The sequence below is a fragment of the Pontibacillus sp. ALD_SL1 genome (genome assembly GCF_017355605.1).
Genome location: NZ_CP062975.1, coordinates 275374 through 296506 on the forward strand (window position 1 = coordinate 275374; position 21133 = coordinate 296506).

Here is a 21133-nt window from a genome sequence, read left to right on the forward strand (position 1 = left end):
GTGTGCGAAACGACATCAATCAAATAGAGAACAAAAAAAGACGTAAAATAATCCTAGAGTTCCGTCTGCCTCGGCGTCGAGATTTAGCCGTTCGATGTGTAGCCCGTTGTGGGGCGTTTCTTTTTCCCAGAGTGAAAAAGAGCGAAGGAGTTCCCTGCGCTCTTTTAACATATCCCGTGCCAGTAGCGAAAGCTAGGCAGATCGTGGTGTAACCCTGTGGTGGGGTGGTCAGTAAAGCTGGACCTGGGTGACTCGTCCCCGATGAGAATCGGCAGTACGGCACCACGATACGAAGCGACACACTGCGGCTCCATACCCCAGTGCCTGTATTTTTTCAGACAAGGCCTTCCCTGTCCTTTTTGGCAGGGGCAGGACTCTCGCTCCTCCTCCTTCACCGCCCCCAGTAGCCAAGAGTTGGATTAATCACCGAGAATGAGATCATCAAACATGCTAGAGCGGGTGGCAGTGTGATTGGAGTTTCTGGACTTAGAGAGTGGTTGAACGTTTATTTCTTCGTATTCATGAATTTTGGTTCCGATATCTCGAAGATAGTTCATGTATTCGTCTCGTTTTTCGGATGTCAGGATCGGGTAGTGATGGATCTGTTGACATAAAACGGTATAAAAGTCCTTCGGTGTAATAAGAGGTTTGTTAACGGAGACAAAGGCAAGAGCAATGGTATTCAGGATGAAACGAGGAGATATGCCTCCCATCCCCACACGAAGTTCATTCTCATGTTGGCGGGTTCGGATCACGAATTCACTGGCTAACCGTAAACCACCTGGATGAATCTTCATATTATCGACCTTGAGTTTGGATTTAAGGGCGGAGTGATAGATTTGTTCTTCATCTTCCTCTCGCATGTTGTAGGGCATTTTGATAATGTGAAACCGATCAATGATGGCTTCGTTCTCTCGGTTTCCAATAAATCGGAGGAATTCTCCTTCATTGGTGTGAGCAATGAGAAGTTCGTCAACGTATTGGAGGGGGAAACGTGGCGTTTTGAACATTTGTTCTTCAGCTAATGTGAGCAGGATGTGAAGAAATTCAGGTTTTGCCTTTAATACCTCGATAAATTCCATTAAGCCTCGATTGGCTGTGTGCAGCTCGCCGTTAAAATCATAGGCTCTAACATCTCCAGCGTTTCCGTATTGTTCGAGCTTACTTAAATCAGCTGATCCATATAGTTCATCCATATCGTTCCGTTCGGCTGGGGCGAATGTTCCTATTCCAATCCGATTTTCTTCGGATAGGTAAATGCGTCTGACAGGCACATTGTTCAAATTTAAATTCCATTCGTTTTCAAAACGAAACTGACACCACGGACAAAGTTTTCCTTCAATCCGTATCCCGTACCGACTTCGAAGTTCTCCTCTTCTTCCTTCTGGTATGAGGTGCATAGGGTCTTCGTTAATCGGGCAGCTATCAATGGCATAGACCGCTCCTTCTTGTGTGCGAGAATAAGAAGCCAGCCCTTTTTTGATCATACCAAGGATCATACTCTTCCCCCCTCCAGGAGGTCCCAGCAATAAAACAACCCTCTTTTTAATATCAAGTCCCATGCTCGCCGCTTTTAAATACATCATGAGCTGATCGATTTGTTTGGTTGAGCCGAATATGCGATTCTTAAAAAATCCGTATTCAATGCTCCCGTCTTCCCGCTCTTTTGTACCGTGCGAGAGAATCATATTGTATATGCGTTCAGTGGACAGCTGAGTGATAGTTGGGTTTTTAATCGCCATGTTCAAATAGTCTTCAAAACTGCCTTTCCATTCCTCGTGCCTCATTTTTCTTCCTGCATCAAATAAAAAACCATCTACTGACATAGGTATCCCTCCCCTTTTCCGTTTCACTATACAGAAAGAAATAAAATAGCAAGAAATTACAAGGGGAAATCTATTTTTCTTTAGCAATTACGGAAAAAGGGGGATTTTATGGATATAAATCGCATTTTGCAGTCTTTATATATATTTCTATTTTTGTGCTTGAACGTTTATGTCGGAGTGGAGCTTATTAAAGGGACTTCCAACAAAACGGTAGTAAAAGTCAGCTATCCAGCAGGCACCATCCTGTTAGACGGAGAGGAAGCGCCTGTCACGTTTTTTGAACAGGACGACTTATACGTGCCGTTTGAATGGATGAGAAACCTAGAGGCAAGGATGTACATAGAGGAAGAAAAAGAAATGCTCGTCTTGCCGCTAGGGAATCGGCTCCTAACTCTGCGAGAGGGAAAGTTGAATGATTATGTTCGACAAAAACCGATCCACGTCTCCCTTCAGGTTTTTGAAAAAAACGGGGAATGGATGGTGCCCCTTGCTGTTCTTAGAGATTATTACGGATATGACCTTTCTCATATAGATGAAGAAGATGTGGTCATTCTGTGGCGTCCTCAAACGGAAAGGATCTTCATGGGTGCTCCAGATGCTGTGATTCGACAGGAACCTTCTCACAAATCCCCTATTATCAAAACCACTCATAACGAGGATACGGTGACGCTTTTAAATGATTTTGACCGTTCTTATTACTACGTCATGAATTCAAAAGGGCAAAGAGGGTTCTTGTCAAAAGAAGAGGCGTTTATTCAGTATGCAGAACGTGAACAGGGGGCCGACTCTCCTTATGTCCCAAAAACACCTATGGGGGAACCGATTCATATGGTATGGGACGCGATCTATGGAGCACAGCCTGATCTCAACAAAATGCCCGATATGGGAGGGATAAACGTCATTTCTCCTACCTGGTTTGGCCTTTATGATACAGGAGGGTCTGTCTATTCGAAGGCGAGGATAGCGTATAGCAGATGGGCTCATGAACATGGCATGCTCGTGTGGCCTACGTTTAAAAGTGATTTCCAAAACCCGTCTATTACCCATGAAGTCTTATCGGATTTCGACAAAAGAACGAGTGTCATTCAACAGCTGATTGTGTATGCTGAGAAATACGAGATAGACGGGCTTAATATCGATTTTGAAAACGTCAACTTGGAAGACGAAGAAAACCTGGTTCGCTTTATAGAAGAACTGACCCCTGTGTTTCATGAGGCAGGATTAACCGTGTCGATCGACGCTACGTTTCTGTCTGGCAGTGAAAACTGGTCGCGTTTCCTGGATCGGGAACGTATTGGGGAAATTGTCGATTACATGATGATTATGGCGTATGACGAGCACTGGGCCGCAAGTCCAAAAGCAGGTTCTGTCGCTTCTTTGCCCTGGGTCGAAAATGGGTTAAAAAGCATCCTTGAACTCGTTCCTTCTGAAAAGGTCGTGTTAGGCGTCCCCACTTATACAAGACTATGGGAAGAAACAGGTGATACGGTCTCTTCAAAAGCGCTCAGCATGAAAGCAGCTGAGAATTGGATAAAAGAAAACAAGGCCGCTGTCCGCTTCGACAACGATACAGGTCAGGATGTGGCAACGGTCACAAAAGACGGTCGCACCTACACGATATGGATTGAAAATCAACGTTCATTAGAAAAAAGAATTGCACTCGTCAAACAACACAACCTCGCAGGCACAGCTATATGGGAACAAAGTTTTATGGATGAAGAGCTGTGGAAGTGGTATTCGGATACATTGAAAAAGCCATAACGAGAATGACTCGTTATGGCTTTTATAGGCTCACGAAGACAAAAGGGGTTTTTCAGGGAATTAGTAGACAAACCCCTCCCCTCCTATTATAGTCCTTTAAAAGGAGTTGATCTTTATGAGAAGATACATGGCTTATGTCATTCTTGGCTTCTGCTTTGGAGTAGTCTTCTTGTTCTTTTTTCTGCGCCCTGAGGAAAAACTTGATACTGAAATCGAGATTGGTGTTGTGGGAGAAATAAGAGAGGAACAGGCAGAAGGGTTTTCACAGGAAACCCAGCGTCAGTACGATGAGGAACGGTTAGGTTTTGCGATGGATCGTTACCGATACGAAGACTACGTCCTAACGGTAAATCAGAGTGGAAATAAAACGTATAATGAACATTACAGAGGTGACCAGCTTGTCTGGGTGAAACCAGGCTCAGAACCGTTTCATTATCAATCTCTTGTATCTGGCGATTACCTTCTGCATTTGGTTTTGCTTGAGGGAAGTCCGTTCTTTGTTATAAATGGCAAAACGTTTATTTTGTACTACGAAAAAGAAGGGGATCTTTCTGTCGGAGAGCCATTACACGGCGTCGTTATGGAAATAGAAGAAAACGGTGAAATGAAAAAACACTACACCACCACTCACCCCTTCTTCGGGATAGAAAAGAATAAAGAGAGTGGGGCTCTGCAAATTGTTGAAAAAGAGACCCATGATCCCATGAACCTTTTTCCCGAAAACCTGAAGCCTTACACGTTACATATGAAGCAATACGCAGGTGACACCTGGAAGACGGTTGGCACAGAGTCCGTAACCCCAGAATCATAAAAGACACACAGGTATGTGTGCCTTTTTTCACGTTAAGAGATGATAATCTTATGGTTATCGTTCCCATTTCGACATTCGAACAGATAAAGACACTCCATGTTCTTCCATATAAGGCCAAGGTCCTCATGTGAATCCAGCTGCATCACAAGTTTCATGTGCTTTTGGCAACAATCACACAACGGGATGATTGGCCGTTTAGAAAATTGAGGGTATCCGCCAAAGAAGGAAAAGGCGTCAAATTCCCAAAGTTCCGCTATTTCTTCTCTCATCAGATTATAACGGAATTGGCATTCACTTCCGAACTCCTCGTACGCTTTTTCGGCAACGGACGGGTAAGCATGACACAGAACCCTCCAGTGCGGCAGAGACCACACTAAATCAAAATGCATGTGACCATGAACGCACAAGGGTTCATTTAACGGGAGCCCTTCTTGGGGATTTATGTTGTCAACATTTCGGAATCGCAAAAAACGAAACCCCTTGTTCCCTTTTGTCGGGTAGCAGTTTAAGCAATAAAAGAAGGAGCAGATATCATGATTTCCCGAATCATTTGGGATGTGATACTGAACGACAAAATGAAGAGGTTCTTTGCACGTATGGCAAATAGGAGGGCGTGTATATTCTGGGATAAACGGGCGACCTCCTATATAGGACTTGCGGGCAGGTGTTTCGTATGTGCCTTCTGTTAAATAAAACGGCATAGATGGCACTTTTAATTGTTGCAGTCGTTCCAAGGTTTCCATGGGTCACTCTCCTTTTTTCGCGTGCGGCCTATGTTCATACTATTAGAGTAAGAACGGAAAGCTCCTTCTCTAAAGATGATTCATAAACTATAATGATGAAAAATGAACGCAAAGGAGAGCGACTATGCATTTTCTTCATTCATGTTTTGCCAAAGGAGGGATCGAATCCCCTTCTAGTCTGTTTCGGAACGCAATGCGAAAAGGGCTGGACGATTTAGTATTCATCCAAGAAGATAAACGAGGGGTTCTGGAGGCGCTAAAAGAAGCTGAAATGGCAGGAATCGCTGTTCGATTCGCTTTTCCGTTTCGGGCTGTTTTTGAGAAGGAGCAGGAAAAATGTGAGGGTTATTTTCTGTGTTCCACCGTTCAGCAAACAGAGGTTGTGACATCCGTATTAGAGCAAATGAAGGAAGATTATATTCCTTACGTTAGTCGGGAGAAGCACGAGGAACTGCTGGATGGAAAGATTGATATTCTTATTCGTGCAGGAAACCTTCACCTGTCCCAGCTCGGGCGTTGTCCAATGGTCGTCAAGCCGATTATGTATTTAACAGAGTTGCAGCGAGCGTTAGACACAGGAAACACAGCCAGAGGAGCAAGCCTTGAAAATTACGGAAGAAAAACATAAAGAAGGGGCGTTCAGCCCCTTCTGATCCATTTATATGCGGTTGTGATTAAGCGATTTATTTATATTGGGATTGTGCTTGTTGGATGAGACGCTTCGTAATTTCGCCACCTACGCTACCATTCTGGCGGGCTGTTGAATCGCCACCAAGAGTAACCCCAAATTCCTGAGCAATCTCTGTCTTCATTTGGTCCAATGCTTGTTGTACTCCTGGTACTACTAATTCATTTGATTTTGCCATACGTTTGTTCCCTCCTTGGTTTTGTTGGCAACAGATTGTTTATCTGTTGTTATTCCTAGTATGGTTTCTTTTATAAAAGATACTCTGGTAATACATTCATACAATGGAGGGATTAGGGTGGGAGGGGAGAAGGCTTGATGCTGACGTTAAGACTTCCACAAATCCTCCTCTGACCAGACTGGGATACGGAGTGATCTGGCTTTTATTAACTTACTTCCTGCGTTCTCGCCTGCAACAAGAACACTTGTATTACTTGAAACGTTCCCAGAAACACGTCCTCCGTGTTCTTCAATATAGGCCTTGATGGTTGTTCGCTTTTGTTTCATCGTTCCAGTCAGGACAAAGGTTTTCCCGTAAAATTTGCCCCCGTTTTGAGCTGCTTTATGTACGGGTGTAACGCCGAGCGAGAGAAGGGTATCGATAAGGTTGATGTTGTGAGGGGATTGGAAGTATTCGTATAAGGATTCCGCTACCGTATCGTTAACATCCTGAACAGGTAAAAAATCATTTACATGCGCGTTTTTGAACGCTTCAACAGACCCAAGAGCTTCTGCTAATAGAGTGGCTCTTTTTTTGCCTATATGCGGAATGCCTAAACTGTACAAAAACACATGCAGGGAGACATGTTTAGATGATCGGATGGCTGAAAGAAGGTTATCTGCCTTTTGCTTTTTGAACCCTTCGACAGAAAGGAGGTCATCCATTGTGAGTCTGTATAAGTCAGGAATGGAAGAAATCAGGTTGGATTGGAACAAACGATCAATCGTCTTTTCGCTGAGCCCTGTGATATCCATCCCCTCTTTCGATGCAAAGTGAACGATAGATCTGATGGATTGCGCGGGACAACCATCTTCATTGGGGCAATAAAGATGCGCACCATGTATGTTGGTACCTCTTTTTTGAAGTGTTTTTCGAATAAGGAGCGAACCACACGCTGGGCAATGGGATGGAGTCTGGATCGGTTTTCCTTTTTTGCCAGGAACGGCACGCAGAATTTCTGGAATCACGTCTCCTGAACGACGGATGAATACGTCTGTCCCAATAGTAAGGCCCTTTCGTTCGATATCCTGGAAATGATTAAGTGTGGCTCGGCTCACTTCTGTGCCCTCAAATGATACAGGTTTCAGGACAGCAACGGGAGTTATTTTCCCTGTACGACCTACCCCTAACGTTACGTCGAGCAGGGTGGTTGTTTTTTCCGTCGCTTCAAATTTGTAGGCCATAGCCCACTTGGGGAATTTAACGGTATTGCCTAGCACTTCTCTTGGTTTTGTTTCATTTAATTTTACTACCGCTCCGTCTATGTCCCACTCAAACGTAGAGCGAGAGGCGTGTATGGAAGCTAATGCTTTTTGGAGTTCTTCTTTTGTATGGACCACAATGGCTGATGGATTGGAATGAAAGTGGTTGTTTCGAAGGAAGGTGTGCATTTCCGTCTGGGAAGTAAAATCAAGGGATTCACTGTATAGGAGATCATACACGATGCAATCCAACTTTCTTTTTGCTGTTATGGCAGGATCAAGGTTTCGAATGGCGCCTGCTGCTCCGTTTCTGGGATTGCTCAGGATATATTTTTTTCGGAGTTTTTCCAAGTCGGAAGGAGATGGATCGACCAGTTTCTCCCGCGCTTTTTCATACTGTTCCAAAAGAGAAGCATTGAGCGCATGGAACGATGCTTTAGGCATGACAACTTCACCTTTTGCTTCAAACGTTCCCCTGTGAGGGACGGTTCGAGGGATGCTTTTAATGGTTTTCAGCTGTTCTGTCACCACTTCTCCTGTTAAGCCGTCCTTCCCTCGTGTCCGTCCCTCTGCAAAAAATCCATCCTCATAGCGGAGGACAATCGCGATGCCGTCATATTTCGGCTCAACGGTAAAGGAACTAAGACCGCCTGTTGCTTGTTGAACTTTGTCAAAAAATAGATTCATGCCTTCAATGGTATGCTCTTTATCAAGTGACTGAAGCGGTACGGTATGTTCTTTCTTTCTGAACACTTGTAGTACGTCGCCTCCAATACGCTGGGTTGGCGATTCAGGAGAGATAATCGCAGGGTTTTTTTGTTCTATGGCTACTAATTCGTCATAGAGCCGATCGTACTCTTCGTCCGTCACGAGCGATTCATCCAAGGTATAATAAGCCTCATTATAGCGATTCAGTTTTTGAATCAATTCCTGATACCGTTTCAAGAGAATTCCCCCTTTTCTTGTACAAAATAAAAACGCCTGAGCAGGCGTTTATGTTGAACGGATTTCCAATCCCCCGTCCGCTGCTCCGATCACAATTTGTTCAAGCGACGGGTTGTTAAGGATTTCGATCACGATGGGATCCTCAACAAGCGTGTCAATGACCCGCTTCATAGGCCGAGCTCCGTATGTGGGGTCGTATCCCTTCTCCATTAGCACCTTCTTGCCCTCTTCTGTAACGGAGAGTGAGATTCCCCTTGAGGAAAGACCAGCTTGCAAGGGTTTGAGAAGCAAGTCCGTCAATTCTTTCAGATCTTCCTTTTGAAGAGAATTGAACGGGATCACTGCATCAATGCGATTGTAAAACTCAGGGGATAAATGTTTTTTTGCTGCTTCATGAAATCGGTTGTCCCCTTCTATGGAAAACACATCGATATTTCTTGTTTCTGAAGCCCCTATATTAGAAGTCATAATCAGAATGCTGTGTTTAAAATCCACTGTTTTACCTCTGCTGTCCGTTAAACGACCGTCACTCATCACCTGAAGGAAGAGATTGAAAATATCCCTGTGCGCTTTTTCCAATTCGTCCATCAAGATAACGGAATAAGGATTTCGTCGTACATGCTCTGATAAAAGCCCAGCGTTTTCATGCCCCACATATCCAGGAGGGGAGCCAATCAATTTAGAAACTGAATGAGCTTCCATATATTCTGACATATCGATTCGCATCATCAATCGCTCGTCCCCGAACAGTTCCCGTGCCAATTGTTTGGCTAGTTCCGTCTTTCCGACCCCTGTCGGTCCTGTGAATAACAGAGATAGGGGCTTTTCACGCTGGGTCACGTTCACTCGGTTACGAAGAACCGCTTTTGAAACGGCTTTTGTCGCTTCTGTCTGTCCGATGACGACCTCGTTCAGACGTTTCTCAAGCCCTAATAACAGGTTCCCTTCATGTCTTGTGACCTCTGAGATCGGAATATTGGTCATTTCCTCTATAATTTCTTCTACATCTTCCTTCGTTACGGTGTACAACTTCTGGTTGGTAAGAACCTGTTCCTCGATCTTTACCCATTCCTCGGTAAGGACGGAAGCTTCTGGTTCATTCCCGTTTCGAGAAGCTATTTCCAAATCCTTTTGCAGTTTTTCCATGCGATCGGTCTCCTGCTGAATTTCAATGTTGTGACATAGGTTTAACCGAGAGCCCGCTTCATCTATTAACCCAATGGCTTTGTCAGGCATATGACGCGTTGGCATATACCGATCTGCTAAGCTGACCGCATGTCTGAGGGTCTCTTCTGGAAAATGAACCCCGTGGTAGCGTTCGTATGTCGAACAGAGCTCTTTTAGGAGATCAAAGGTCTCTTCAGCAGAGAGTTCCTCCACCTTAATAGGTTGGAATCTGCGTTCGATCGCTGCGTCCTTTTCCATTTCCCTGTATTCTTCAAGCGTTGTCGCCCCTATGATCTGAAGCGACCCTCTGCTTAAATAGGGTTTTAAAATATTGGCAGCATTCATGTTGTTTTCCATGGAACGCCCCGCACCCATGATGAGATGGGCTTCATCCAAAAACAAAAGAATGTTTTTTTCTCTCTCCACAGCTGCAATGATCTTTTTAAGGCGTTCTTCAAACATCCCCCGATACTTGGTACCTGCCGTCACCGATGTGATATCGAGGGAAAGAACTTTTTTATGTAAGAGTTTTTCGGGAGCCGTACCGTCAGCTATTTTTAGAGCGAGTCCTTCTGCAATTGCCGTTTTTCCAACACCTGGTTCACCGATCAAAATGGGATTGTTTTTCTTTCGTAAATTTAACACCTGGATCAGTCGATTCATCTCTTTCTCCCGTCCGATTACAGGGTCGATCTCCCCCTGCCTGGCGAGTTTTGTCAAATCCACACAGTACTTATCAAGAAAAGATACGTGGTTCTCTGGCCTTCTTTGTCTCTGGCGTATATACGGGGTCTCTTCAGAACCTTGGCTTCGATTTTCTAAAAGATTGAATAGCCCATTAAGGGCCGTGGTTTTGTTCCGACTAATCAGGAAGTGGCAGGTTTCGCAAACATTTTTCAACTGGTGTTGTGACTGAATGAGTACAAGCGCTCGTTTTTGACTTTCTCGGTCCTTACAGATCTCGCAGATTGGGGCTGCCGTCATGATAAGTCCTCCTTCTTAGACGAAATCGTTGTGTTAATCGATGTACGTGGTTCGTTTTGGCATTTTTTTAGCTTGTTTTTTCAAGTCTCTTAAAAAAAGCTCCAGCAAAAGCGGAATGAACGTCGGTAAAAAGACGAGGATGGAGACGGTAATGACGAGATTCATCGTTCCTTTGTCGGGGTCCGTGAATTGATTCATGTTTAAGATAAGATAAGCAACGGTAATCCCCGCTAATATCCCCATTCGAACAAGGGACCAGGAAGAGGTGAATATAAAATAAAAGATTTTTTTTACAATACGTAAACCCATGATATAACCTCCTTCATATTGTAGCAAAAACAAAATTAAAACAAAGGTATGCGGTTTTTTTTGCGTAAAAATAGTTTATGGAAAAGGCTGAAAAAGCCTTTAACCTAAAATGCAAAAATAGGAGGTTAGTCTATGAAAAAATCATTTTTTATTTTCCTTGTAACCATCATGTTCATAACTGGAGTGGCGACGGCAGGGAGTTTGCTGACCGTAGTGGTAGACGGAGATAAGGTAAAATTCCCTGATCAAAAACCTTACATAAATCAAGACAACCGCACCATGGTTCCTGTACGCTTCGTATCTGAAGAGCTTGGTTATAAAGTAAAATGGGAAAGTGCCAAAAAACAGGTTACCATTACGAATGGATCGTCTTCCGTTATCTTAACGCTTGGCAGCCGATACATGAAAATTAACGGGAAAACAGAAAAGATGGATACAGCTGCGACGCTAGTGAGCGGAAGAACATTTGTGCCGATTCGTTTTGTGAGCCAGTCCCTTGATTCGTCTATTAAATATGACAGCAAAACGAAAACCATCTCCATTAAACAACCCGAGCCAGAGCCAACCCCTCCCCCAAAACCAACTCCTACTCCTACTCCAACACCCGCTCCTGAAAATGGAACCACTTACACGGTTGAAAAAGGGGATACCGTTTATTCCATCAGCAAGCGTTTTGGAATTCAGCAAGCTGATTTAGTAAGCTGGAACGGCATTGTTAATAATCACATCGTCCCTGGACAAGTATTAATTGTGGGAGAAGAAGCTCTTCCTGAAAAACCTGAGACCGATCTGGCTCTTTCTGGTAAGGTCATCGTCGTGGATCCAGGTCATGGAGGAATGGATTCTGGCGCCATAGGGTCAGACGGTGCGACCAAAGAAAAAACGATCAATCTGGCGGTTTCGAAAATGCTACAAACGAATCTCAAAAATCTTGGTGCCACAGTTGTAATGACGCGTTCAGCGGACACATCCTGTGATCCTGGTGCTGGAGATTTACAGGATGAACTTCAGTGTCGCGTGGACGTCGCGACAGAATACGGAGCAGACATATTTGTCAGTGTACATAGCAATTGGTATAGCAGCCCATTACAAGATGGTTCAGAGCTCTTCTATAATCAGTTCCCTTGTGATCTTAGTGAAGAATACTGCAAGGAAGGGTCTGTTAACGGGGATCCCGTTGGCAGTCAAAAGCTCGCCACAAGCATTTGGAATGAATTAAAGACGGTGGTCGGATCAAGTCCGCGCGGTCTTGATGGCAGCACGCATTATTACGTCAACCGAAAAAACAGCATGCCTTCTGTTCTGGTGGAACTTGGATACATGTCGAATGCAGTTGAGTTAAATAAATTAAAAAACCCTTCGGTACAACAACAGTTTGCAGATGAGATTCGAGACGGGATTGTGAATTATTTCAAATAATATAAAAAACCTGCTCTATGCAGGTTTTTTATTCTACGATTCGAACCTTTTCGTCCACGTCTTTCAAAAACATGGATTCGTCCATACGAGGAAGAGGATAAAGAGCGCCTCTTTTCCCTAACGATTTAGCCACATCGATTGGAATGGTAAGTTTCCCGATCGTTTCCTCGTTGCTGGCATCGAAAAAACTAATGACAGAGTCGCACGTTTCCATAATCGACTTCCAGGCCATGGTGTAGGGGCTCCTCGTTACGATTGCCTCATTCATTCCAAATGAGGTGTGTTTTGCCCCGTTTTCCATCAGAACATCGATGGGGTCTTTTAGTTTGGGGTGAAGGCGTTCCAGGTCTTTAAGCGTGTAGACATGCAAACGAGGAGCGAAGTTTTCCCCGTCTTCTAAATCACGTTCCAACACGTATTTAAACACTTCATTCTCGATAGAACGATACGCTAATACGTGAATTTCATTTCCTTTTTCAAAGGCATCACCGATATTTTCACGAATTTCATGACGATCAAGCTCTGTTAGATCGTGCGGGCCAATGACGGCAATTTTCATGAGGTCACCTCTTTTTTTTCAATTGGTTCGTAAACTCCATAAAAGAATCATAATCATTGTTTTGGATGGCGGTTTCTATGTGCTGAAACAACTCGGCGGGTGTCATAAGATCATCCTGATTGATGTAAAGGAAAAGATCTTTCCCTTCTTTAAAAATAAGTTGCAGGACAATCAGGATGCTTTCGTAGTCGGATATAAATCGGCTGTAATCTTCTATGTCTTCGTCATTGTAATAAAGAACAATATTTCCTCCTGATAGAACGATTAACGGGGTAACATCCCGATCGTTTTCTGATACAGGTGTGAGTTGGTTGGAGTGTTTGGAAAGAGAAAGAAGGATATACTGTTTTTCTTTTATCGATTCTTGTTGGATCATTCTTTTTAAACAAGATTCGATATCCATGAAGAGACACCTCCTTTTTCAGGACATTACCAAAAGGCACCCAATCGGAAAAGAAAAAGGAAGGTTTTTTCCTGTTCTTCTATCAATACATCAAAAAGGAGGGGGAGTATGAAAGAACTGCGCGACTGGGTGATCACGATACTTACTGCCCTATTGCTTGCCTTTTTATTGAAAATGTTTTTATTTCAATTTTATGTGGTTAGCGGGCAATCCATGGAACCTTCGTATCAGAATCGGGACTTTGTAGCGGCTGTTAAATGGGGGATTCATGATTTGGAATACAAGGACGTTGTGATCCTGCCCATTGAAGATGGAACAGAGATCATAAAGCGTGTTGTAGGGCTTGAGGGAGACATCATAGAAATAAAAGACGGCTCTTTATTCCGTAATGATGAAAGGGTTGAGGAACCTTATATCAAAGAAGACATGATAACGGACTACGGAAGGATCACGGTTCCTAAAGATCATGTGTTTGTTCTCGGAGATAACAGAAATTACAGTTCGGATAGCCGAAATTTCGGACCATTCCCGCTATCTGACGTCAAAGGCAAGGTTCGGTTAGAAGTTTTTGATGACTTTGGGTTCAAAAACCATTAAAAAAGGAACAGAAGTCTGTTCCTTTTATGCTTTTTTGGCCAGAAGACGGGATTCACATCATTCGAACCACTTTTCCCCATCGTATCGGATTCCTTGAAGAGGACGAAAAAGGGATTCGTCCGTCAGGGGTAAGGCACCAAAGGGTCGGGATGCTGCACGAATCGGGAGCGGGCCCGTATCCGTCCGTCAGGATGATGAGGGCATCAGGTTTTGTTCGTAAAAGAGGGTGCTTGCTTTTACCAATGGTTTCAAATATTGGCGTAAAATTTGTTCCCCCCCTCCCCATAACATCAGGACGGGTTCTTTTGGAATAAGGATAAATGCGATGAACTTCTGTGTCACATTCCAGAATGACCACATGGTGAACATCGTTATAAATGGCGCAGATTTCTGCCCAGAAGGCATCAAGCCATTCAGCAGTTATGGATAAAGAGGTATCAATGGCAACAACGACGGAGCGTTCCTTCGTTTTTCTTTTGCCCATCACCCCGTCCCCAAGTCGTCGGTTTCTTCGTTTCCATGTAGAACGTTTATGGATGCTTCGTTTGTTGGAAGCAAAATGTCGGAGGGTGTGCCGCCAATCCACAACAGCATCCTTTTTTTGTTGAACAGCCTCTTTAATGTAAGCAGGGGCAGCCCCCTCGCTTTTATGATAAGCCTGATCAATGAGGTCCTCGATCACCTCTTTTCCTATTTTTTCAGAATATGAGGTAGATTCTTTCCAAGGGGTGTGAGAAGGATGGTTTTCGGGTTGCTCCATGTCAGGGGAATCCTTTTTGAAATGGTCTTTTAGGATATCATAGTAGATTTCAGCTGTTTCGTTTTCTTTCATCGGGATTCCCTGGTCCTGAAACGTCTCAACCGAAAACGTAGCAGATATGGGTTCGATCACCCCTTTTTCTTTTCCGATCAGTTGGTTCACGGCTAGGTCTGTCGCGATATTCCATAGGGCGGGATCTTTTCCTGGCTGAGGAAGATGGTGGCACAGGATAATATGAAGAAGCTCATGTACGAGATAATAAAGGCGGGTTGGTTTAGGGATTTTCGGATAGGTTTCCTTGTTGACATGGAGTGTGATCGTCCCGTTTACAAGGCTTACGCCTGTTACGTCTACGTCTGAATTGATGACAGGAAGCGTACCTGTGACGAGGTGGCCGAAAAAAGGTTGGTGAAATAAAAGGGACAGGAAATCATCCTGAATCAGTTCGTGCACCCTGTTATCGTTCATAGGAGTGGCCTCCGTTATCCTCCAGAAGTTTCAAGAATAGATCATCTTTTTCATTCAGGAGGGTGTAGACATGAGGGAGTCGAATTAACTGTTGAAATTTTGACATACGAATGGCCTTTGGAAGGTCAATCAGAAATGCGTACAGGTTATGTAATCGGTCTTCTCTAAGAAGGGGGTCTCCGATGAATACGGGGCGTTCTCCCGTTTCATCAACATCCTCTTCTTCTGCATATCGGTAGAAGATCGAATTCGTTTCCTCCGCAGAGGTAAGTTGTTCAATGAGGGCATCTCCCATCAGGTTTAAAATGTCGTTTCTTCTGTCGGAAGTGGTTTCATTGACGAAGGGGCGGTGGCTTTCGTAATTTGTGAGGATCTCTTTCGCTGAAGGGACAGTGGTTAAGGATTTAGACAGGTGATTGGTAAACGAATGCCCATATTCTTTTCCGAGGATCCCGATGAAAACTTCTCTTTTGATGGCATCTTCTTTTGGTAACTCTACAAATTGCAATAGCGTGTTCACCCGTTCCCAGCTTCTCGGGGTTCGCGTAATAGGTAATTCATACGATTCCTCTGGAACAAACAAGGCTTTTTGGTCGGCTTTGATAAAAGAAAGGATAGAAGGATGAGCTTCCCTGTCTTGAAAATATGAGAGCGCATCATCGTAACGGGCTTCTGCTGTCAGATGGATAAATCGGTCCATCCATGCCTTTTCTTGGTCCATATCGTTTACATTGTACTCGCTAGTTGGAGGGTTTTGGGCAGCGATGATGACACAGGAGGATGGAACTTCGTATTCGTGCAGCGCGTAATCGCCTGGCAGCTCAAATATAGCTTCTTTTGTGTCGTCTCCTTTGGCTCGGTTAATTTCATCCAGAAAAAGAACGGCCCCTTTTACTTGTTTTGACCACTCTTTCCCGTGTTTTTGTTCCAGCAAAACGCGATTGCGAATTTTGGACCCTAAGGAATCGCAATCAATCAATTCCCGTTCGATTCCATCATCGAACCGTTTCACCACGTTTTCTCCCTTTTCGTTTACAAGAGGATGTGGCAAATACCCTGGCAGCACATAGCGCTGAACCGTAACACCAGGGCGGATTTCATATGGCACTGGGATACCAACTAAATCAGCAGGTTCTAATTGCGCCACGTGAACAATGATGCAGATCATATCCAATTCACTCGCCACTTCAAGTACATTTTGAGTCTTACCAATTCCACTCCCTCCCGTGATCATGGTGGAAAAGCGCTTATCACTTGGGATGAGTCTATCACGATGGGGTTTAATGAAGCTTCTTAACGTTTGCTTTAACTCATTAATATACATATTCCCCCTCCTTCTGTAATACATTTAATAAAGGAAAGTACATTCCTTTAACTAACGAGATTATCGTTTGTTCTGTTTATCATAAATTTTAAGTTGGACACCAAAAGGAGAATAAAAAAATGACATTCGATCTTTATGAGCAAGAAGAGGTCCAGGTGTTATTAGAGCACGAAGTCCGACAGGGTGAAAAAGGGAAAGATGGAGCCTTCCGTGTAACAGACACGTCAACGGTTGAAGCGGTGCTTGGGGATGTTAAAAAATATATAGGGTTCTATGAGGATTCAGGTCTTCCCATGATCAACCATCGCGGCATATTGAAATTGCTTCACTGGATGGGCGGAGAACTGTTGGAACCAAAACTTGAGGACCGCCCCCGCGGACAGGACAACAACAAAGGGTATGCGTATCTTGTCACAATCGAATTTCCTGACGGGGAAAAATCATTTGCTGGTGGCGAAGCGGACGATATCAACACAAATATCGCTTATGCTTCAGGGAAATACAAACAAAACCAAGCGCTTATCCGAGGCATTAACAAAGCGTTTCTTCGCAGCAGGTATGTGAATTTGATTGATGTCTTCTCAGAAGAAGAAGCAGAGGAATTTAAGAATGTAGCTACCCAACGAATTATTGAATCTTATAAGGAAAAGGAACGAGAATGGGTTTTACGCTTTAAAGAAAAAGAAATGAAATACAAAAAAATGATTCAAGGCATGCTCCCTTATCTCGCCCTGCCTGAATCGCATGATAGTTACCCTCATGTTAAATTACGCGATATTTTATTCGAGTACGAAGATCTCGATACAGCAAAACAAATCATGGATGATGAGGAACACCCTGTTTTATCATTTGCCATGAAGCAGTTATCAAGAGAGTTTAAAACACACAAAGAAGAAATAGCTGTTGAAGAAGCTTTGAACGAAAGCCCGCTTGACGTTGATCAACATGCTTCAGAACTTGAAGAATAAAAAAAGCAAGCCCAGATACTTGGGCTTGCTTTATTTGTGGGATTAGTATTTTACGATTAAACGCATAGCTGTACGGTCTTCATCATCGATTTTGATATCCATGAATGCAGGAACAACAACAAAATCAATGCCGTTTGAAGCTACATAGCCTCGCGCTGTTGCCAGTCCTTTAACAGCCTGGTTCACAGACCCTGCTCCGATGGCATGAAGTTCAACAGGTTCACCTGCGCGAAGATACTCAGCGATAGAACCCGCTAATTTGTTTACTTTTGTGTCGTTTTTTACTTTTAAAGTTGCCATTTTTGTTTCCCTCCAAAGGTTATGTAATTTTATGTTCGCTAGTTTAATTGGGAACTTAAAAGAAAAGTCCTTTTCAGGGATGGCAAAAAAATATAAAAACTTCCTTCCTTTGACAATGAAAGGAAAATCCTTATAAGACAAAAAAAGGAGGGGGAATGCATGCTTAGACTCGGAATCGTTTTCTTTCTGGTGTTTTTAACAGCCTGTGATGTGCCATTTGTTCCCTCTAAACAAGAGGCCATCGAGCAGTATCTTGAAGAAAGTGCCCCTCTAGTGGAAGCTTCAGAACAATTAGATCAAGGGCTTTTTGAACATTTGTCGTCGACTGAAGAATTTGTTGTGAAAGCGGATGAGGTCAAACGCATCCTCGCCATGCAGCAACAACTGTATGATCAATTAAAAAACACCTCTGCCCCTTATGACATGGTTGAACTGAAAAAAATATACTTATCTCTCATTGATGAACGGATGGAACAACAAAAGCATTTTCTTCCCTTGCTGTATCGAGAGCAACAAAAGAGTGTGGATGTGTTAGTCGAGACATACAAACAACAAGATGCACAACGAATGACGGCTGCTTTAGAAGGGGTTAATGGTTTGGTTGAACCATACGGTATTGAACGAAAGACGTTACACTCGGAAAAAAATGATAAAAAAGAGTGAGTAAGTCGCTGACGAGAGTCAGCTTTTTTTGATCGGAAAATTCTATCAAGCATAACCCAGAGTACCCCTTAAGGCTCAGGATTACCCCTTCCTTTTCTTCCGCGCTTTTCTGATGGCAAAAAACAGAAAGATCACCATTGATAAGCTTGTTACACCAAACAAATACGGCCATAGCGTAAGAATCATTTCCCCTTCACCTACCAGACACGCCCCCATCACGATATAAGGAACAAACCCAATGTGACTGATCCCGCCTTTGACATAGACCCATGTGGCAACAGGATAAACCAGCAACAGGCTACATAAGAAAAACGCACCATATTGAGAAGGATCAAGCCATATCATTAAAGCTAAAAACGCATAAAGATCCCCTTCCCCGATAAGGGTTTCCTCTGTGTTTTTCTCTAACCATTTAACGAAAACAAGGAAAACGGCAAAAAAGAGGCAAGCAAATAATAAGGAATCCACCTTTTGTCCTATCAAGAAGAAAAGAAATGCCGCGATAACCAACCCTTCGCTATACAGCGTTTGGGTGACAAGATCATCCAGCACGCTATAAAGAAGGAAGCAAAATGCTAGCCAAATCAAGGGGTGTGAAATCGGGTCTAGCAGCACGCTCACAAGCCCTACGTAGAGGGTGAAAAAACAAAGTAGTGGGACAGGAATAGGAATTACCCTTTTTTCCACTAAATCATATAGTACATAAATGAGGAGTGTTGTTGCCAAAGAGATCCCGACTGTTGCCATTGCTATCACGTCCTTATAAAAAGAAATGGGGGTTACATCCATGGAACCACTTAAATATTGTCACAAATGTGATTCAAGGTTTGTTGTGTTAAATCTTTCACTTGAAAACGAAGAAAACCTATCAATTTGCTGGCGTTGTTATAAAGAACAAGTCAAAAAAGGCAAGTTGCCTCCTGTCGATGAATTGGGTGTGAAATTTATTCGTGAGGTGATTGACAGCTTTGACTCCACAGAAGAGGGTCACCAGGGTCAGCAAGAGGAACAGCTACCTGCTTTGCCTGCACGAAGAGGAAAAAACACACCAAATTTGGATGCGCACGGGAAAAATATGACCGAACAGGCTATGCGTAGTGAATTGGATCCTGTTGTGGGTCGTCAGCAAGAAATTGAAAAAACCATCCGCGTTTTAAGCCGTCGGGGGAAAAACAATCCTGTATTGGTGGGGGAACCAGGGGTTGGGAAAACCGCTATTGTAGAAGGTCTTGCCCAACGAATCGTAGAGAAGTCCGTTCCAGATGGTCTGTTAGATAAAGAGATTTATACGTTAAGTATGGGAGCTCTTGTCGCAGGAACAAAGTATCGTGGTGAATTTGAAGACCGTATGAAAAAGATTGTCGAGGAAGTAGAAGAAGCTGGGAACATTATCCTCTTCGTTGACGAGATTCATACGATTGTAGGTGCAGGTGGAGCAGAGGGAGCCGTTGATGCATCGAATATTTTGAAGCCTTCCCTATCACGAGGAAAAATTCAGATGTTAGGTGCAACCACACTCGATGAATATCGTAAGTATATTGAGAAAGATCCCGCTTTAGAAAGAAGGTTTCAACGTGTGCTGGTGGAAGAGCCCTCTCAGGAGGAAGCTGTTGAGATTCTTCAGGGAGTCAGAAAGTATTACGAAGCCCATCACGGTGTTGTCATTAAGGATGAAGCTGTTGAGACAGCTGTTGAAATGGCAGTAAAGTATGTAGCGGATCGTTTTCTTCCTGATAAAGCCATTGATCTTATGGATGAGGCATGTGCGAATAAAAAACTGCAATTAACCAGCAAATCAGAAAATGTTTTACAAATGGAAAAGAAAACCCGAGACCTTAAACAAGAAAAAATGAAAGCTTATTTAGAGCAGGATTTCAGTCTCGCTAAACAGCTGGTCGCCGAGGGTGAATCCTTACAAAAAGACCTTGACGAAGCAGCTCAAAATGATGGAAACAAGAGGCCTCAAGAAGCATCCGTTGGTCGGGAAGATGTGGCTTTTATTGTAGGAGAGTGGACAGGCATTCCTGTTTCGAAGTTGAATGCAGAAGAGAAAGTGAAACTAAAGACACTTGAAGACGATTTAAAAGTGCATGTTAAAGGGCAGGATGGCGCCGTTGAATCCATTTCGAAGGCGATCCGCAGGAATAAAGTTGGATTAAAAGATCCCAAGCGTCCCGTTGGTGTATTTTTGTCGGTTGGTCCGACAGGCGTTGGAAAAACAGAACTTGCCAAACAGTTAGCCTCCCTTGTTTACGGATCTGATGAACACATGATTCGAATCGATATGTCTGAATTTATGGAAAAACACAGTGTGAGTCGCCTGATCGGTTCCCCTCCAGGGTACATTGGTCATGATGAAGAAGGAGAACTCACGAAAGCACTTCGACGAAAACCGTATTCGCTTGTTTTATTAGACGAAGCTGAAAAAGCGCATCCTGATGTATTCAATTTATTGCTGCATTTGTTTGAAGACGGACATATCACGGATGCAAAGGGGCGAAAAGTGTCTGGTCGAAACGCGATTTTTCTTTTAACAAGCAATGCAGGCAGTGAATTGTATGCGAACTCAAAGCAGAGCTTAGGATTTGCTGGTCAGGATGAACAGGAGCGAAACCTGGAAGAACAGATCCATAAAAAGTTGAAGGAAATGTTTCGACCTGAATTCTTAAACCGACTCGACGGCATTTTAATGTTCAATAAATTATCGGAGCCTATTATGATCGACATTGCCGAAAAAATGCTTGAAGATTTATCAGAGCTTGGAAGAGAAAGTGGCGTTTTACTAAAGTTCTCTAAAAAATTCATTGAGTACATCGCCCAAAAGGGGCACGATCCAGAATATGGGGCCAGAACGTTGCGAAGGGAAATCGATGCGGTAAAAGATCTGATTGCTGATAAGATGATTGAGCAGGATGAACAACCAAAAGAAATGCATGTCGGCATTCGTGACAATGCTGTTTATGTGAGATAAGCAAAGAGCCAAGGGATTTCCCTTGGCTCTTTGCTATGAAAACGACAA

20 protein-coding genes are annotated in these 21133 nt (G+C 43.5%); 8 read left to right on the plus strand and 12 right to left on the minus strand.

Annotation, left to right across the window (positions count from 1 at the left end; all coding sequences use genetic code 11):
* Positions 1 to 419: 419 nt before the first annotated feature.
* Positions 420 to 1826 carry a hypothetical protein gene (locus IMZ31_RS20540; RefSeq protein WP_207531399.1) on the minus strand — a complete coding sequence of 469 codons (1407 nt, stop codon included), beginning with the start codon at positions 1824 to 1826 and terminating at the stop codon, positions 420 to 422.
* Positions 1827 to 1934: 108 nt separating this feature from the next.
* Here IMZ31_RS20540 and IMZ31_RS20545 point away from each other — a divergent pair, with 108 nt between their 5' ends.
* Both IMZ31_RS20545 and IMZ31_RS20550 read left to right on the plus strand, forming a co-directional pair.
* Positions 1935 to 3587 carry a glycosyl hydrolase family 18 protein gene (locus IMZ31_RS20545; protein ID WP_207531400.1) on the plus strand — a complete coding sequence of 551 codons (1653 nt, stop codon included), beginning with the start codon at positions 1935 to 1937 and terminating at the stop codon, positions 3585 to 3587.
* 115 nt (positions 3588 to 3702) lie between these two features.
* Positions 3703 to 4398, plus strand: coding sequence for a hypothetical protein (locus IMZ31_RS20550; protein WP_207531401.1), 696 nt, complete (start codon positions 3703 to 3705; stop codon positions 4396 to 4398).
* Between the two features lie 32 nt (positions 4399 to 4430).
* On the opposite strand, the gene IMZ31_RS20555 is transcribed toward IMZ31_RS20550, so the two are convergent.
* Positions 4431 to 5141 (minus strand): DUF1963 domain-containing protein, encoded by a 711-nt coding sequence (locus IMZ31_RS20555; RefSeq protein ID WP_207531402.1) that lies wholly within the window; start codon positions 5139 to 5141, stop codon positions 4431 to 4433.
* A gap of 124 nt (positions 5142 to 5265) precedes the next feature.
* Here IMZ31_RS20555 and IMZ31_RS20560 point away from each other — a divergent pair, with 124 nt between their 5' ends.
* Entirely contained in the window at positions 5266 to 5769 is a 504-nt protein-coding gene (locus tag IMZ31_RS20560; protein WP_207531403.1) for a hypothetical protein, read from the plus strand.
* Positions 5770 to 5824: 55 nt separating this feature from the next.
* Here IMZ31_RS20560 and IMZ31_RS20565 read toward each other — a convergent pair whose 3' ends face one another.
* From IMZ31_RS20565 to IMZ31_RS20580, 4 genes are all read right to left on the minus strand, one after another.
* Positions 5825 to 6007, minus strand: a complete 183-nt coding sequence (locus IMZ31_RS20565) for an alpha/beta-type small acid-soluble spore protein (RefSeq protein ID WP_207531404.1) — start codon at positions 6005 to 6007, stop codon at positions 5825 to 5827.
* A gap of 146 nt (positions 6008 to 6153) precedes the next feature.
* Positions 6154 to 8193: an NAD-dependent DNA ligase LigA gene (gene ligA / locus IMZ31_RS20570; protein WP_207531405.1), complete on the minus strand. Its 2040-nt coding sequence runs from the start codon at positions 8191 to 8193 to the stop codon at positions 6154 to 6156.
* 48 nt (positions 8194 to 8241) lie between these two features.
* Complete coding sequence (locus tag IMZ31_RS20575; protein ID WP_207531406.1) at positions 8242 to 10344, minus strand: ATP-dependent Clp protease ATP-binding subunit; 2103 nt, start codon at positions 10342 to 10344, stop codon at positions 8242 to 8244.
* Positions 10345 to 10377: 33 nt separating this feature from the next.
* Positions 10378 to 10653, minus strand: coding sequence for a hypothetical protein (locus tag IMZ31_RS20580; RefSeq protein WP_207531407.1), 276 nt, complete (start codon positions 10651 to 10653; stop codon positions 10378 to 10380).
* Between the two features lie 132 nt (positions 10654 to 10785).
* On the opposite strand from IMZ31_RS20580, the gene IMZ31_RS20585 reads away from it, so the two are divergent.
* Complete coding sequence (locus IMZ31_RS20585; RefSeq protein ID WP_207531408.1) at positions 10786 to 12072, plus strand: N-acetylmuramoyl-L-alanine amidase; 1287 nt, start codon at positions 10786 to 10788, stop codon at positions 12070 to 12072.
* A gap of 28 nt (positions 12073 to 12100) precedes the next feature.
* On the opposite strand, the gene IMZ31_RS20590 is transcribed toward IMZ31_RS20585, so the two are convergent.
* A complete protein-coding gene (locus IMZ31_RS20590; RefSeq protein ID WP_207531409.1) occupies positions 12101 to 12631 on the minus strand; it encodes a hypothetical protein in 531 nt (176 codons plus the stop codon).
* 4 nt (positions 12632 to 12635) lie between these two features.
* Positions 12636 to 13034 (minus strand): hypothetical protein, encoded by a 399-nt coding sequence (locus IMZ31_RS20595; RefSeq protein WP_207531410.1) that lies wholly within the window; start codon positions 13032 to 13034, stop codon positions 12636 to 12638.
* Between the two features lie 108 nt (positions 13035 to 13142).
* On the opposite strand from IMZ31_RS20595, the gene lepB reads away from it, so the two are divergent.
* Complete coding sequence (gene lepB, locus IMZ31_RS20600; RefSeq protein WP_207531411.1) at positions 13143 to 13631, plus strand: signal peptidase I; 489 nt, start codon at positions 13143 to 13145, stop codon at positions 13629 to 13631.
* 52 nt (positions 13632 to 13683) lie between these two features.
* Here lepB and IMZ31_RS20605 read toward each other — a convergent pair whose 3' ends face one another.
* Together IMZ31_RS20605 and IMZ31_RS20610 are read right to left on the minus strand one after the other, a co-directional pair.
* Positions 13684 to 14859, minus strand: coding sequence for a vWA domain-containing protein (locus IMZ31_RS20605; protein WP_207531412.1), 1176 nt, complete (start codon positions 14857 to 14859; stop codon positions 13684 to 13686).
* The gene (locus IMZ31_RS20610) at positions 14849 to 16183 is read right to left on the minus strand and encodes a hypothetical protein (RefSeq protein ID WP_207531413.1); all 1335 of its coding nucleotides are present in this window, start codon (positions 16181 to 16183) and stop codon (positions 14849 to 14851) included. Before IMZ31_RS20610 ends, IMZ31_RS20605 begins: the two co-directional genes overlap by 11 nt.
* A 119-nt stretch (positions 16184 to 16302) precedes the next feature.
* On the opposite strand from IMZ31_RS20610, the gene IMZ31_RS20615 reads away from it, so the two are divergent.
* Positions 16303 to 17151: a hypothetical protein gene (locus tag IMZ31_RS20615; RefSeq protein ID WP_207531414.1), complete on the plus strand. Its 849-nt coding sequence runs from the start codon at positions 16303 to 16305 to the stop codon at positions 17149 to 17151.
* A gap of 42 nt (positions 17152 to 17193) precedes the next feature.
* Here the strand turns inward: IMZ31_RS20615 and IMZ31_RS20620 are convergent, their stop codons facing one another.
* A complete protein-coding gene (locus IMZ31_RS20620) occupies positions 17194 to 17451 on the minus strand; it encodes a stage V sporulation protein S (RefSeq protein ID WP_207531415.1) in 258 nt (85 codons plus the stop codon).
* A 159-nt stretch (positions 17452 to 17610) separates the two neighbouring features.
* On the opposite strand from IMZ31_RS20620, the gene IMZ31_RS20625 reads away from it, so the two are divergent.
* Positions 17611 to 18114 carry a hypothetical protein gene (locus IMZ31_RS20625; protein ID WP_207531416.1) on the plus strand — a complete coding sequence of 168 codons (504 nt, stop codon included), beginning with the start codon at positions 17611 to 17613 and terminating at the stop codon, positions 18112 to 18114.
* A gap of 81 nt (positions 18115 to 18195) precedes the next feature.
* Here the strand turns inward: IMZ31_RS20625 and IMZ31_RS20630 are convergent, their stop codons facing one another.
* Entirely contained in the window at positions 18196 to 18861 is a 666-nt protein-coding gene (locus IMZ31_RS20630) for a hypothetical protein (RefSeq protein WP_207531417.1), read from the minus strand.
* Positions 18862 to 18901: 40 nt separating this feature from the next.
* Between IMZ31_RS20630 and IMZ31_RS20635 the strand changes: the two genes are divergently transcribed.
* Positions 18902 to 21085: an ATP-dependent Clp protease ATP-binding subunit gene (locus IMZ31_RS20635; protein WP_207531418.1), complete on the plus strand. Its 2184-nt coding sequence runs from the start codon at positions 18902 to 18904 to the stop codon at positions 21083 to 21085.
* The last annotated feature ends 48 nt before the right edge of the window (positions 21086 to 21133 follow it).